The organism is Brevundimonas sp. NPDC055311 (assembly GCF_053645695.1).
The window spans coordinates 163810-177158 of sequence record NZ_JBSHMV010000003.1; the positions used below are offsets into that span (position 1 = coordinate 163810).

General features: G+C 67.9%; 16 protein-coding genes. 11 read left to right on the forward strand and 5 right to left on the reverse strand.

The window, feature by feature from the left end:
* Positions 1–4 precede the first annotated feature (4 nt).
* Together ACWIDZ_RS11890 and ACWIDZ_RS11895 are read right to left on the reverse strand one after the other, a co-directional pair.
* Positions 5–868, reverse strand: a complete 864-nt coding sequence (locus ACWIDZ_RS11890; RefSeq protein WP_453989264.1) for a hypothetical protein — start codon at positions 866–868, stop codon at positions 5–7.
* The gene (locus tag ACWIDZ_RS11895) at positions 865–1764 is read right to left on the reverse strand and encodes an ABC transporter ATP-binding protein (protein WP_453989266.1); all 900 of its coding nucleotides are present in this window, start codon (positions 1762–1764) and stop codon (positions 865–867) included. The genes ACWIDZ_RS11890 and ACWIDZ_RS11895 overlap by 4 nt, the downstream gene beginning before the upstream one ends.
* 103 nt (positions 1765–1867) lie before the next feature.
* Between ACWIDZ_RS11895 and ACWIDZ_RS11900 the strand changes: the two genes are divergently transcribed.
* The gene (locus tag ACWIDZ_RS11900) at positions 1868–3103 is read left to right on the forward strand and encodes an alkaline phosphatase family protein (protein ID WP_453989267.1); all 1236 of its coding nucleotides are present in this window, start codon (positions 1868–1870) and stop codon (positions 3101–3103) included.
* A gap of 64 nt (positions 3104–3167) precedes the next feature.
* On the opposite strand, the gene ACWIDZ_RS11905 is transcribed toward ACWIDZ_RS11900, so the two are convergent.
* On the reverse strand, positions 3168–3494 hold the full coding sequence (locus ACWIDZ_RS11905; protein WP_453989268.1) for a GIY-YIG nuclease family protein: 327 nt from the start codon (positions 3492–3494) through the stop codon (positions 3168–3170).
* Positions 3495–3614: 120 nt separating this feature from the next.
* On the opposite strand from ACWIDZ_RS11905, the gene ACWIDZ_RS11910 reads away from it, so the two are divergent.
* A complete protein-coding gene (locus ACWIDZ_RS11910) occupies positions 3615–4919 on the forward strand; it encodes a TCR/Tet family MFS transporter (protein WP_453989269.1) in 1305 nt (434 codons plus the stop codon).
* Between the two features lie 95 nt (positions 4920–5014).
* Complete coding sequence (locus ACWIDZ_RS11915; RefSeq protein ID WP_291781348.1) at positions 5015–6403, forward strand: Do family serine endopeptidase; 1389 nt, start codon at positions 5015–5017, stop codon at positions 6401–6403.
* Positions 6404–6631: 228 nt separating this feature from the next.
* Here ACWIDZ_RS11915 and ACWIDZ_RS11920 read toward each other — a convergent pair whose 3' ends face one another.
* Entirely contained in the window at positions 6632–7051 is a 420-nt protein-coding gene (locus tag ACWIDZ_RS11920; RefSeq protein ID WP_343828957.1) for a VOC family protein, read from the reverse strand.
* Positions 7052–7118: 67 nt separating this feature from the next.
* Between ACWIDZ_RS11920 and ACWIDZ_RS11925 the strand changes: the two genes are divergently transcribed.
* The 6 genes from ACWIDZ_RS11925 to ACWIDZ_RS11950 all read left to right on the forward strand — a co-directional run bounded on the left by ACWIDZ_RS11925 (position 7119) and on the right by ACWIDZ_RS11950 (position 11478).
* Entirely contained in the window at positions 7119–8429 is a 1311-nt protein-coding gene (locus tag ACWIDZ_RS11925) for a replication-associated recombination protein A (RefSeq protein WP_312218867.1), read from the forward strand.
* Between the two features lie 238 nt (positions 8430–8667).
* On the forward strand, positions 8668–9108 hold the full coding sequence (locus ACWIDZ_RS11930; protein WP_453989270.1) for a hypothetical protein: 441 nt from the start codon (positions 8668–8670) through the stop codon (positions 9106–9108).
* 75 nt (positions 9109–9183) lie between these two features.
* Positions 9184–9624 (forward strand): hypothetical protein, encoded by a 441-nt coding sequence (locus ACWIDZ_RS11935; RefSeq protein WP_453989272.1) that lies wholly within the window; start codon positions 9184–9186, stop codon positions 9622–9624.
* 91 nt (positions 9625–9715) lie between these two features.
* Positions 9716–10168, forward strand: a complete 453-nt coding sequence (locus ACWIDZ_RS11940) for a hypothetical protein (RefSeq protein ID WP_453989274.1) — start codon at positions 9716–9718, stop codon at positions 10166–10168.
* 11 nt (positions 10169–10179) lie between these two features.
* Positions 10180–10905 carry an RluA family pseudouridine synthase gene (locus ACWIDZ_RS11945; protein ID WP_453989276.1) on the forward strand — a complete coding sequence of 242 codons (726 nt, stop codon included), beginning with the start codon at positions 10180–10182 and terminating at the stop codon, positions 10903–10905.
* Positions 10906–10983: 78 nt separating this feature from the next.
* Entirely contained in the window at positions 10984–11478 is a 495-nt protein-coding gene (locus ACWIDZ_RS11950; RefSeq protein WP_291781367.1) for a CC0125/CC1285 family lipoprotein, read from the forward strand.
* 3 nt (positions 11479–11481) lie between these two features.
* Here ACWIDZ_RS11950 and ACWIDZ_RS11955 read toward each other — a convergent pair whose 3' ends face one another.
* Complete coding sequence (locus tag ACWIDZ_RS11955; RefSeq protein ID WP_291781370.1) at positions 11482–11919, reverse strand: DUF2214 family protein; 438 nt, start codon at positions 11917–11919, stop codon at positions 11482–11484.
* Between the two features lie 43 nt (positions 11920–11962).
* Between ACWIDZ_RS11955 and crcB the strand changes: the two genes are divergently transcribed.
* Both crcB and ACWIDZ_RS11965 read left to right on the forward strand, forming a co-directional pair.
* Entirely contained in the window at positions 11963–12349 is a 387-nt protein-coding gene (gene crcB, locus ACWIDZ_RS11960; RefSeq protein WP_291781374.1) for a fluoride efflux transporter CrcB, read from the forward strand.
* Positions 12346–13341: an RluA family pseudouridine synthase gene (locus tag ACWIDZ_RS11965; RefSeq protein ID WP_453989277.1), complete on the forward strand. Its 996-nt coding sequence runs from the start codon at positions 12346–12348 to the stop codon at positions 13339–13341. The genes crcB and ACWIDZ_RS11965 overlap by 4 nt, the downstream gene beginning before the upstream one ends.
* Positions 13342–13349 lie beyond the last annotated feature (8 nt).

A 13349-nucleotide genomic window follows, 5' to 3' on the forward strand; every position in this document is an offset into this window, starting at 1 on the left:
CGGCCTATTCCTTCGACAGGTCCTGCCGTCGAAACCACCACAGGGCCAGGAAGAAGGGCGCGAAGCTCCACAGCGCCAGTCCCGCCACGGCGCGCCAGCCGGCGCCGTCGGGCAGGACAGCGGCCATCATCCCGCCCTGGATCAAGGCCTTGAGCACCTCATAGGCGTCGCCGGGGAACAGCAGCATGGTGGGCCAGTCGCCCATCCGCCAGCCGAGGAGGGGGGCGCCCTTGGCGAGGAAGGCCTGCGCCACGCCGATGACCAGCGGAACGAAGAGGGCGGCCAGCATGGACCGCGTAACCGTCGCCGCCAGCAGGGCCAGCAGCAGGAATTGTACGACGCGAACAAAGGCCAGCAGGAACATCAGGCCGAAGCTCTGCGCCGTCTCCGCGCCGAAGTGGAAGACGAAGCTGTTGCCAAAGATCAGGCCCTTGGCGACGGCGCCGATCACGGCGGCGGCCAGCATCAGCAGCAGCCCGGCCAGAACCATCAGCTTCACCGCGCCGGCCTTGCCCATGATGAGGTTCGGGCGGCTGTTGCGCGCCGTGATCAATCGCCAGGTCTCCCAGCGATAGTCGCCTGCGAAGACGCTCGCCGCGCCGATCAGCAGGAAGGCCAGGAGCGCCGGGTTGGCCAGATTGCCGGCCGCCTCGAGCAGGGCCTGGCCCAGATCGAGGGTTCCTCGCTCCAGGCGCAGCTGGGACGGCAGGCGATCGCGGACGGCGGAGATCTTGTCGTCGATGAACAGATTGCCCGCGATGCTCGCCGCCAGCCCGACCGCAGGCACGAAGACGATGCTCCACAACAGGGCCGTGCGATTCTGCAGCAGGCGCCAGGTTTCTGCGCGGATGGCGTCGGCCAGCATCATGGGCGGTCTCCCTCGACGGAAGAGGTTTCGGTCATGAAGACGCTTTCCAGATCGGCGCCGACCCAGCGGGCCTCGTCGATGTCCACGCCCTGTCCGATCAGGGCGCGCAGCAGGGCGGGGGCCTCGGCGCGCGGAATGGAGGCCATGACGGCGTCGTCCTGAACGCTGCCGCGCTCGCCCAGCACGGCCATGACTTTGGCCAGAGGCGTGGCCGACAGGCGCAGGCGTTCGCCCGAGGCGGTCAGGTCGCTGACCTTGCCCTCGGCCGCCAGCTTGCCTCGGTTCAGGATGGCGACGCGGTCGCAGACGCGCTGGACCTCCAGAAGCTGGTGGCTGGCCAGCACGACGGTCACGCCGTCGTCGTCGGCCAGGCTGCGGATCAGGCTGCGCATCTCCTGGATGCCGGGCGGGTCCATGCCGCTGGTCGGTTCATCAAGGATGACGAGGTCGGGCCGGGTCATCAGGGCGGCGGCGACGCCCAGCCGCTGCATCATGCCGACCGAAAAGCCGCGCACCTTGCGGTCCGCCGCCTCGGTCAGGCCCACCCGCGCCAGCCAGCGGTCGGTTTCGGCCTCTGCGCCCATGCCGTGCGCCAGCGCCAGCCAGCGCAGCGCCTGACGCGCGGTCAGATAGGGCGGGTAGCGCGGCGTCTCGATCATCGAGCCCATGCGCCGGGTGACGGCTGGATCGCCGGCGGGCTGGCCCATCACCCGCACCTCGCCCGCGGTGGGTCGGATCAGGCCCAGAAGGATGCGGAACAGCGTCGACTTGCCCGCGCCGTTCGGCCCCAGCACCCCATAGACCCCGCCGCGCGGGATGCTGAGGCTGAGGCCGTCCAGGGCGCGCACCGCGCCATAGGTCTTGGTCAGGCCGCTTGTCTCGATAACGCTGGTCATGAGTCGCAGCGTGACCCGACAGTGGAAAACCGGCAAGCCGTCTTCTGTCTGTCGCGGATTGGGCTTAGGCAGCGTCCCCGAAAGCCGCTTTCGGGAGCACCTCATGTTTGATCGTCTGTTCGGGCTGGCGCGCGCCGCCGTCCTGACCCTGGCTGTCGCCGCCTGCGCCACCACGCCGCCCGCGCCGCCGGTCGAGACGGCCCAGGCGCCGAACGTCATCCTGATCTCCATCGACGGCTTCCGCGCGGACTATCTGCAACGCGGGGCGACGCCGGTGCTGGCGCAATTGGCGGCCGAGGGGGCGTCGGGCCCGATGAAGCCGTCCTTCCCCAGCGTGACCTTCCCCAACCACTACACCCTGGTCACGGGGCTGCATCCCGATCACCACGGCATCGTCGGCAACAACATGGTCGACGCCGAACTGGGCCGCTTCTCGCTCGGCAACAAGCAGGCCGTCACCGATCGCCGCTGGTGGGACCAGGGCGAGCCGATCTGGGTCTCGGCCGAGCGGCAGGGCGTGAAGACCGCCACCATGTTCTGGCCGGGGTCCGAGGCCGACATCCGCGGCGTGCGGCCCAGCTACTGGGCGCCCTTCGATCAGTCGATGCCGGGCGATGCCCGCGTGGATCAGGTGCTGACCTGGCTGGACCTGCCCGCCGCCCAGCGCCCGGCCCTGACCACCCTCTATTTCGATATCGTCGACACCATGGGCCACCACCACGGGCCAGACGCACCCCAGACGCTGGAGGCCACGCGATCGGTCGACGCTTCCATCGGCCGCCTGGTCGAGGGGCTGAAGGCGCGGGGCCTGTATGAGAACACCATCCTGGTCGTGGTGTCCGATCACGGCATGGCGGCGACCTCGCCCGACCGCGTGACGGTGCTGGACGACATCGTGGACCCCGAGGCGGTCCAGATCGTCTATGGCGGCGCCGTCACCTTCCTGAACCCCGTTGCGGGGCGCGAGGCCGAGGTGGAGCAGGCCCTGTTGGGCTCGCGACCGCACCTGGACTGCTGGCGCAAGAGCGAGATCCCGGCGCGCTTCATCCTGGGCTCCAACCCGCGCGTGCCGGCCATCGTCTGCGCTTCGGAGCCCGGCTGGCTGTTGGCGACCAGGGCGCGCCCGGTGACCAAACCCGGCGGGGCCCACGGCTATGACAACGCCGCGCCCGAGATGCAGGCGATCTTCATCGCCCACGGACCCGGCGTCATCGCCGGACGGCGGCTGGAGAACCTGGACAGCGTCGACGTCCAGCCTTTCTTGGCTCGCCTTCTGGGCGTCTCCGCACCGCACGGCGACGGTGACCCGAACGACACGCTTCCGGTGACGCAGCGCTGAGCAGCCCTAATTTCGTCACCCTCGGGCTTGTCCCGAGGGCCCATCGGGGCTTCACACGCGCCGCTTAAGGGTCATGCCGCCAGGTTGACGGCGCGAACCACGCTTTCGCCAGGTCTTCCCAGTGCGGGTTCTCCCGCTTGATCAGATTGATCTTCCAGTCGCGCAAATAGCGTTTCAACGCCTTCTCCCGGCGGATCGCGTCCGTGATCGCTTCGAAGGGTTCATACCAGACGAGTCGCTTCAGTCCGTGTTCTCTGGTGAAGCCAGGGAAGCTCCCGTCTCGATGTTGCTGCACGCGTTGAACCAGATTGCTGGTTACGCCGACATACAATGTCTCCTGGGGCCGGTTGGCCATCATGTAGGCGGCGATGAAGGGTCGCTCGTTCGACATTAAGGCAGAGCTTGCAGAAAGATGGGCCCTCGGGACAAGCCCGAGGGTGACGAGTTAAGGAAAATTATCGCGTGGGCGGCCGGCGGCGTCTAGAACGTCGCTCCACCTCCGCGAGCCCTCATGTCCCTGCACCAGCCCAAGGTCCGCCGCTCGGCGATCGCCTTCATCCTCGTGACTGCGGTGTTGGACATCGTGGCCATGGGGATCGTCATTCCGGTCCTGCCCCATCTGATCGAGGAGTTCGTCGGGTCGAACGCGCGCGCGGGCCTGCTGAACGGGGTGTTCGTGGCCCTTTGGGCGGGGATGCAGTTCCTGGCCTCGCCGGTGATCGGCTCGCTGTCGGACCAGTACGGGCGCCGCCCCGTCATCCTGCTGAGCTGCGCCGGGCTGGCGGCCGACTATGTGCTGATGGCGCTGGCGCCGAACCTGTGGTGGCTGGCGGTCGGGCGGCTGGTGGCGGGCGTCACCTCGTCCAGCTTCACAACCATCTACGCCTATATGGCCGACATCACCGAGCCGGAGAAACGCGCTCGCGCCTATGGTCTGATCGGCGCGGCCTTCTCGGGCGGATTCGTGCTGGGGCCGGTTCTGGGCGGCTTCCTGGGCGAGTTCGGACCGCGCGTGCCCTTCTGGGTGGCGGGCGCCCTGTCCGGCGTGGCCTTCCTGTACGGCCTGTTCATCCTGCCGGAGAGCCTGCCGCTGGAGAAGCGGATGCCCTTCAGCTGGCGTCGCGCCAACCCGGTCGGCGCCATGATCCTGCTGAAGCGTCACGCCGAGCTGGCGGGCCTCGCGGTCGTGAACTTCCTGCTCTACTTCGCCCACCACGTCTTTTCAGCGGTCTTCGTCCTCTACGCCGGGCTCCGTTACGGCTGGGGGCCGTGGCAGGTCGGGGCCTTGCTGGCCATGGTCGGGGTGCTGGACATGATCGTTCAGGGCGTGCTGGTCGGCCCGGCGTCCAAACGGTTCGGGGACCGAGCGACCATGATCTTCGGCCTGTGCGGCGGGGCTGTGGGCATCGCACTGATGGGCTGGGCGCCGACGGGCGTCGCCTTCATCGTCGCCATGTTCCCCAACGCCCTGTGGGGTCTGGCCATGCCGACGCTTCAGTCCCTGATGACCCGCCGCGTCGGCGAGAGCGAGCAGGGCCAGCTTCAGGGCGCGAACATGAGCGTCGCCTCCATCGCCGGGGTGGCCTCGCCCCTGTTCTTCGGCTGGATCTACTCGGTTTCGGTGGGTGAGGGCGGCGGGCGGCCTGCGGCCTGGTTGTCGGAGCGGGGGCTGCCCGCGGTGTCCGCGGCGGCCGACGCCTTGCTGTCCGAGCCGGGGCTGGCCTTCTATCTGGCCTCCGCCGTGCTGGCTCTGGGCGCCCTGATCGGATTCCTGACCGCGCGCCGGGCGGAACGGGACGAGGTCACATCCGTTTGATCGCCGCCGCGCCTTGGACTGAAAGACGGCCTTGATCCTGTCGAAAAGCCGAGGCGGAATGGATGCAACGCCCAAGCTTGTAGAACCGGGACGAGATGAAGACTTCCAGACTGGCCATCGCCGCCGCCCTGATCCTGTCCGCCTGCGGCCAGCCGCAGCCCTCCAAGGCGCAGGAAGGCGTCTTCGCCGAACAGCCCCGCGTCGCCCCGCGCGACGCCGGTTCGCTGAAGACCAGCTTTGCTCCCGTGGTGCGCGAAGCCGCGCCCGCCGTGGTGAACATCTCCGCGCGCGGCGTCCAGCGCGTGCGCGACCCCTTCTTCGAACTGTTCGGCGGCGGACCGCAGTCGCGCGTGACCGGCTCCATCGGTTCGGGCGTGATCGTGCGTCCGGACGGGATCGTCGTGACCAACAACCACGTCATCCAGAACATGCAGGAGATCCGCGTCACTCTGAACGACCGGCGCGAGTATCCGGCCAAGGTGCTGCTGGCGGACGAGCGGTCCGACATCGCGGTGCTGCAACTCGAAAACCTGGACGGCGACCTGCCGGTCCTGCGCATCGACGATCAGGAGCAGCAGCAGGTCGGTGATCTGGTCCTGGCCATCGGCAATCCGTTCGGCGTCGGTCAGACCGTGACCAACGGCATCATCTCGGCCCTGAACCGGACCGAGACGGGCATCAGCGATTCCGGTTCCTTCATTCAGACCGACGCGCCGATCAATCCCGGCAACTCCGGCGGCGCCCTGGTCGACATGGACGGCGATCTGATCGGCATCAACACGGCCATCTTCTCGCGCACAGGATCCTCGACGGGCGTCGGCTTCGCCGTGCCGGCCACCATGGTCAAGCGGGTCGTGGATTCCGCTGTCGGCGGCGCCAAGTCGGTCGAGCGCGCCTGGCTGGGCGTCAAGGGCGACTCGGTCAGCTCCGACATGGCCCGCAGTCTGGGGCTTGAGCGGCCGCAAGGCCTGATGGTGACCGACGTCTACGCCGGCGGCCCGGCCGCGCGCGCAGGCATCGAGCAGGGCGACGTCATCACCGCCATCGACGGCGCCGAGGTCAACGACCAGGGAGGGCTGAACTTCCGCGTCGGCACCCGTTCGCCGAACGACACGGTCGCCGTCAGCGTCCTGCGCGACGGCCGGACCCAGACCTTGAACGCTCGCGTCTCGACCCTGCCGGGCGACGCCGATCCGGGGCAGGGCACGGTCGTGGGGCAGGGCGCCCTGGCCGGGCTTCAGGGCGTGGCGCTGAACCCGGCGCTGGCGGACCGCCTGGGCGGCGATCCCTTCACCAGCGGCGTGGTGGTCACGGGACTGCAGCGCAACAGCGTCCCGGCCCGCATCGGACTGCGTCCCAACGACCTGGTGGTGCAGATCGACGGCCGCGCCGTCACGACGGTCGCCGCCCTGGGACGTGCGCAACGCGGCTCGGAGTTGACCATCGTCCGCAACGGCCGTCGTCTGACCGGCCGCTTGCCGTAGAGCTTTCCGGCCCGGTAGGAAGTCAAAGGGAAGCAGGCGCTGTGTTTCTCCCTCCCCTTCATGGGGAGGGTGGTCGCGAAGCGACCGGGTGGGGAGGGCTAGGTGATCCGAGCGCGGCGATTGTTTGGCTTGCCGTCCCCACCCGTCTTCGGTCTTCGGCCTCAGCCAACCTCCCCATGAAGGGGAGGGAGAGGGTTGCGCTTTTCTATGGCTTACGGCGGCGGGGTCTTACCCCTTCTGCGGTCCGCCGATGCTCCACAGGTGGCCGAACGGATCGCGCACCTGGCCGTAGCGGTCGCCCCAGAACTGGTCCTCCAGCGGCATGACCGGAATCGCGCCGTTGACCAGGGCGCGGCCCCACCATTCGTCGGCGTCGTCGACCTGAAGATGCAGGCTGACCCCGACCGGCTTGATGTCGGCTTCGCCGGTCCATTCGGGGAATTCATCGGCCAGCATGATGCTGCCGCCGTTGATGCGCAGATGGGCGTGCATCAGGCGCTCGCCGTCCTCGGCGGGCATCCGCATGACTTCCTCGGCCCCGAAGGCGCGGGCGTAGAATTCGATCGCCGCGGCCGCGCCGCGCGAGGGAATGGTCAGATGGGGCGTCACCCCGCCGCTCGGTCCCTGTTCAGGCTTGGGTTTAGTCATGCGATTCCTCCTTGGAGGCGTTGTAGCGGGTGCAGTCGCCCGAACGAACGCCTATCTAGAGCGTTCCATGACTGATTTGTTCGAAGCCTCCGGCATCCATCCTCCCGACGCACCTCTGGCCGACCGTCTGCGCCCGCAGGCGCTGGACCAGGTGGTGGGCCAGGACCACCTGCTGGGCGAAGGCGGGCCGATCCGCCGCATGATCGAGGCCGGGCGCCTCGGCTCCATGATCCTGTGGGGGCCGCCGGGCACGGGCAAGACGACGATAGCCCGCCTGTTGGCGAAGGCGGCGGGCTATGAATACCAGTCGATCAGCGCCGTCTTCTCGGGCGTCGCGGACCTGAAAAAGGCGTTCGAGGCCGCGCGGATGCGCCGGGCGGCGGGTCAGCAGACCCTGCTGTTCGTCGACGAGATTCACCGCTTCAACCGCGCCCAGCAGGACGGTTTCCTGCCCTTCGTGGAGGAGGGGATCGTCACCCTGGTCGGCGCGACCACGGAGAACCCCAGTTTCGAGCTGAACGGCGCCCTGCTGTCGCGATCGCAGGTCTATGTGCTGAAACGGCTGGACGACGCCTCGCTGGATCTGCTGCTGGACCGGGCCGAGGCGCTGATGGACATGCGCCTGCCGCTGACGCCTGAGGCGCGCCAGGCCATGCTGGCCCTGGCGGACGGCGACGGTCGCTATCTGCTGACCATGTCCGAGGTGCTGTTCGACCTGCAGGATGTCGAACCGCTGGACGTGCAGGCCCTGGCGGGCGTGCTGCAGAAGCGAGCGCCCGCCTACGACAAGTCGCGCGAGGAGCACTACAACCTCATCTCGGCCCTGCATAAGTCGGTGCGCGGATCGGACCCGGACGCGGCGCTCTACTGGCTGGCGCGGATGCTGAACGGGGGCGAAGACCCCCTCTATCTGGCGCGCCGCATCGTGCGCATGGCGGTCGAGGACATCGGTCAGGCCGACCCCCTGTCCATCCTGGTCGCCAATGCGGCCAAGGACACCTACGACTTCCTCGGCTCGCCTGAGGGGGAGCTGGCGCTGGCCCAGGCCGTGGTCCATCTGGCCACAGCGCCCAAATCGGTCGGGGTCTACGAAGCCTTCAAGGCGGCGAAGAAGGCGGCGCACGAGACCGGCTCCCTGATGCCGCCCGCCCATATCCGCAACGCCCCCACCAAGCTGATGAAGTCGTTGGGCTACGGCAAGGGCTATCAATATGACCCCGACACGCCCGAGGGTTTCTCCGGCGCCGACTTCTTCCCCGACGAAATGGAGCGCCGCACCTTCTACAAGCCCAAGGGCGAGGGCCATGAGGAGAAGGTCAAGGCGCGCCTGGAACGGTGGGCGGCGATGCGGGCGCGGATGCAGGCGGATAAGGCGTAGCGCGTACCGCTCGCACACTGCCTTCTAGCCATCATCCTCACCCTCTAGCCGTCATCCTCGGGCTTGACCCGAGGATCCAGTCGTCCGCCTGCGCGACGTTAATGTGCCTAGCGCGGGCTGAACTCGATCCTCGGGTCAAGCCCGAGGATGACGGAGGAAAGAAATGGTCGGTGAACGATGTTCATTGTGGCGCGCGTCCTAGAAGGGTAGGCTGAACCTTCCAACTGCGGAGGCGGCTATGGTCGATGTTCTGCGGCGTATGTCGACGCCCTGGCATGTGTGGCTGGTCGGCGTGCTGTCCTTCCTGTGGAATGCGCTTTTCGTCTGGCAGTGGATGCTGCAGGTGACGGGAGATCCTGCTTACTGGAACAGCCTGACGCCGGCCGAAGCCGCCTACCTTCGCGCCGTGCCGTTATGGACCGATGTTGCGGTCGGGGTCGCCTTCTGGGGCGGGCTGCTGGCGGCGGTGCTGCTGCTGTTCCGGCGACGCCAGGCGACTATGCTGTTCGCCATCGCCCTGATCGCCATGCTGGCGGACACAGCCTACATCCACTTCATGAGCAATGGGCGCGAGATCATGGGGCCCGTCGGCTTGGCGTTCGGCCTGGTCATCATCGCCGTCCTGATTGCCCAGACCGCCTATTGCGCCTGGATGGACCGACGCGGCGTGATCGTCTGAAGCAAGGCCGAAGCCCTTGTTGCGGCGGCCTATTTCGGCGTAGTTTTCGACGCTCAAGGCTCTGGGGGAAGAATGATGGTCGATATTTCGAAGCGCCCGGCGACGCCGTGGCATCTGTGGGCCATCGGTGCGGCGTCAGTGCTCTGGAACGGCGTCGGCGTCTGGCAGTGGTATCAGAAGGTGACGGGCGCGCAGGCCTATTGGAGCGCGCTGACGATGGAGCAGGTCTTCTACCTGCGCTCGGCGCCGTTGTGGACCGACGTGGCCTACGGCGTGGCGGTGTGGTGCGGCCTGCTGGGGGCGTTGATGCTGTTGCTGCGACGGAAGCTGGCGTTCAACGCCTTCGTCGCGGGCCTGATCGCCATGCTGGCGCACGCCGTCTATGTGCTGGCGCTGAGCAACGGGCGCGAGGTGTTGGGCGCGGGCGGGACGGCCTTCACCCTGGTCGTCGCCCTGATCTTCGCGGTGCAGATCGCCTATTCGCACTGGGCGCGACGCAAGGGCCTGATCCGCTAGGCGGGCGCTTCAGGCGGGGTTGTAGCGAATATTGTTAACGCCTCGATTTCAGGCGTAATCTCCTCTCCATCGACAACCTGGGGAGGGAACAATGGTCGATATTTCAAGGCGTGCTTCGACGCCGTGGCATCTGTGGCTGGTCGGCGTTCTGTCGCTGCTGTGGAACGGCTTCGGCGGCTATGACTTCGTGCAGACCACCACGCGCGGCGAAGCCTATATGCGCGAGTCCGGCTTCGGCGAGGAGATGATCGCCTATTACAACGCCATGCCCGCCTGGATGTATGGTCCATGGGCGCTGGGCGTCTGGGGCGCGGTGATCGGGTCGCTGCTGCTGCTGACGCGCAGCCGCTGGGCCGTTCATGCCTACGCCCTGTCGCTGCTTGGGGCGGTGGTCAGTCTGATCTACTCCAAATTCATCAACCCGCCGCCCGCGCTGCCGCCGGAATTGGCGATGATGGAGTGGATGCCCTACGTCATCGTCGTCATCGCCGCCTTCCTGGCCTGGTACGCCTGGGCCATGGCGAAGAAGGGCGTGCTCCGCTAAAGGCTCGGCGGGTGAAAACCCGCCAGCCTGTTTCCCTGACCGAAGAAGAGATCGCCGCCGTCCGTTCGTGGGTGGTGCATGAAGACGCGCATCTGATCGCCTTCAACAAGCCGTCGGGCCTGTCCAGCCAGGGCGGCCGCATCCAGGCGCATACGCTGGACGACCTGTTGTGGGCCTTCGCCCGCTCGAACGGCAAGCGGCCGGAACTGGTGCATCGACTGGATCGCGACACCTCTGGCGTCATCCTGGCCGCCAAGACCAAGCCCGCCGCCGGCTTCTTCGGCAAGGCGCTGCAGGCCCGCAAATTCCACAAGACCTATCGCGCCCTGATCGCCGCTGCGCCCGAGCCGCGCGCGGGTCAGATCGACGCCCCCCTGCGCCGTCAAGAGATCGGCCGGGAATCCTATATGCGCGTGGTCGAGGTCGGAGCCGAGGGGGCTCAGGCCTCGCAGAGCCGCTATCGCACCCTGGCCGCCAACGAAGAGGGGGCGGTGGTCGAGCTGGAGCCGTTGACCGGGCGGATGCACCAGCTGCGCGTCCACATGGCCCACATCGGTCGGCCCCTGGTCGGCGATGTGCGCTACGGCGGCGTCCTGACCTTCGCCGGGCGCCCGGCGTCGCGCCTGATGCTGCACGCGGCGAAGCTGAGCTTTCCCCACCCGGACGGCGGCCGCCTGACGGTTGAGGCGACCGAGCCTCCGGATTTCCAGGCGCTGCGTGAGGCGGCGGGGCTTTAGGCGCTTCATCCCCTGTTCAGCTTCACAGCGGAACAATCCGGCTCGCCCGTACGCTGTTCGGGCGTGGGAGACACGCGCATGAAACGCCTCGCCATCGTCACGATCGCAGCCTCGGCCCTGGCTCTGACGGCCTGCGCCAGCCTTGCGCCCTATGGCCGGCAGATGGGGCCGAACGGGCAGGGTTATTCCGAACAACAGATCGAACGCGACCGTTTCCGCGTGACCTATAAGGGCGTCGGCGCGCCCGGTCCGGTGGCGGATATGGCGCTGTTCCGCGCGGCCCAGCTGACAACCGAGCAGGGCTACGACTGGTTCGAGGTGACGCAGCGCTGGATCGATGGCCGTCCCGACAGCGCGGGCGGCGTGCGGCCCAGCGTGTCGGTCGGCGCCGGCACGGGCCGTTACGGCGGCTGGTCCACTTCGGGCGTCGGCGTCGGCCTGGGCTTCGACCTCAGCGGGCCGCAGCCGACCTCGACCACGCTGGAGATCGTCATGGGCCGCGGCCAGCGCCCAGATCGCCCGGAAGCCTATGACGCGCGCGGCGTGCAGGACGCCATCCGTCCGCGCCTTTAAGTTCTAGAACGGCCAGCGCGCCATGGCGGCGGCGAAGGCCAGCAACGGGATCAACAGCAGAATCTCCAGCCCGATCGCGCGTCTCGCGGCGGTCAGTTCGGCCTGTGGCGGGACGTAGTCGGGCGCCGTCCGCGCCGCCTTGCGCCATCTCAGGATCGCCAGCGTCGGCCGGATCGAGATCAGGCCGATCAGGGCGAAGGTTGCGATCTTGGCCCAGAAGAAGGGATTGGCTTCATAGAAGGCCCAGCCCTTGCCGCCCATCACCCGTCCGACCCCGACCAGCACGATCAGCAGGGCCGTGACGCCATAGCCTGCATCCAGCCCGGCCAGACGTTTCACCGGCGGTTCCGGCGTCCGCAGCAGCGCCAGCTCCGACGCCAGCATGACGATCAGGCCCAGGAACAGCAGGTGGTGCAGGATGGCGAGGACAAGGTCGTGCATGGCGGCCTTCGCAAATGACGTCGGAACAGTATATGCCGCCAGCATGACACGTTTTCTGCTGGTTGCGAGCGGCGGCGCTCTGGGGGCGATGGCGCGCTACGCCCTGGGCCTGACGGTCGGCCGTCTGGCGCCGGGCGCGGCTTGGCCTTGGGGCACCTTCGGCGCCAATCTGATCGGCGGCCTGTTGATGGGCTTGCTGGCCGGGTGGCTGGCGCTGAAGGCGGGCGCGCACCAGGAGAGCATCCGCCTCTTCGCTGCGGTCGGCGTTCTGGGCGGCTTCACCACCTTCTCGGCCTTCTCGCTGGAGACGGCGCTGATGATCGAACGCCGCGAGATGGCCACGGCCGCCCTCTATGTCGCCGCCTCGGTCGTCCTGGCCGTCGCTGCCCTGTTCCTGGGGCTTCTTATCGCCCGAAAGGCTTTTGCATGACCCGCGAGGTCAAGACTCTCTTTGTCGCCGAGGCCGAGGACGGCATCCGTCTGGACCGCTGGTTCAAGCGTCGCTGGCCGCACCTGTCGCACATTCAGGTGCAGAAGATGGCCCGCAGCGGCCAGATCCGCGTCGACGGCTCGCGCGTGAAGCCCGAGGACCGCCTGACCGCCGGCGCCGCCGTGCGCGTGCCGCCGATTCCCGATCCGGTCGAGCGCGTCCCCGGCGAGAAGCCCAAGATCAGCGACCGCGACGCCGCCTACGCCAAATCACTCGTCCTGTATGAAGACGACATGGTCCTCGCCCTGAACAAGCCGCACGGGCTGGCGGTGCAGGGCGGCACCAAGACGACCAAGCACGTCGACCGCCTGCTGTCGGCCTGGGGCGAGGGGATGGAGCGCCCGCGCCTGGTCCACCGTCTGGACCGCGACACCTCGGGCGTGCTGCTGCTGGGCAAGGGGCCGGAGGCGGCCAAGCGACTGGCCGGGGCCTTCGCCCGTCGTCAGGCCAAGAAGACCTACTGGGCCATCGTCATCGGCAATCCCAAACCCTCGGCGGGCCAGATCGACCTGGCGCTGAAGAAGTCAGGCATCAACGACTTCGAGATTATGCGCCCCGCCGATCCCAAGGAGCACGGCGCCGAAACGGCCGAGACGGCCTACGCCACCGTCAGCCGCGCCGCACACCGCGCCGCCTGGATGGCCCTGCGCCCCTTCACCGGACGAACGCACCAACTGCGCGCTCACATGAGCGCCATCGGCCACCCCATCCTGGGCGACCCAAAATACGGCAACGACCAGTCGAACGAACTGTCCGGCCCGCTGAAGCTGCAGCTTCACGCCCGCCGCATCGAACTGGACCATCCCGGCGGCGGCAAGCTGATCGTCGAAGCTCCCCTCAGTCCCGAGATGAAGGCCGGCTTCAACCACTTCGGCTTCTCCGAGGACGAGGCCGACGAAGACCCCTTCGCGGGCGTGCGGCGGATGCGATGAATACGGGG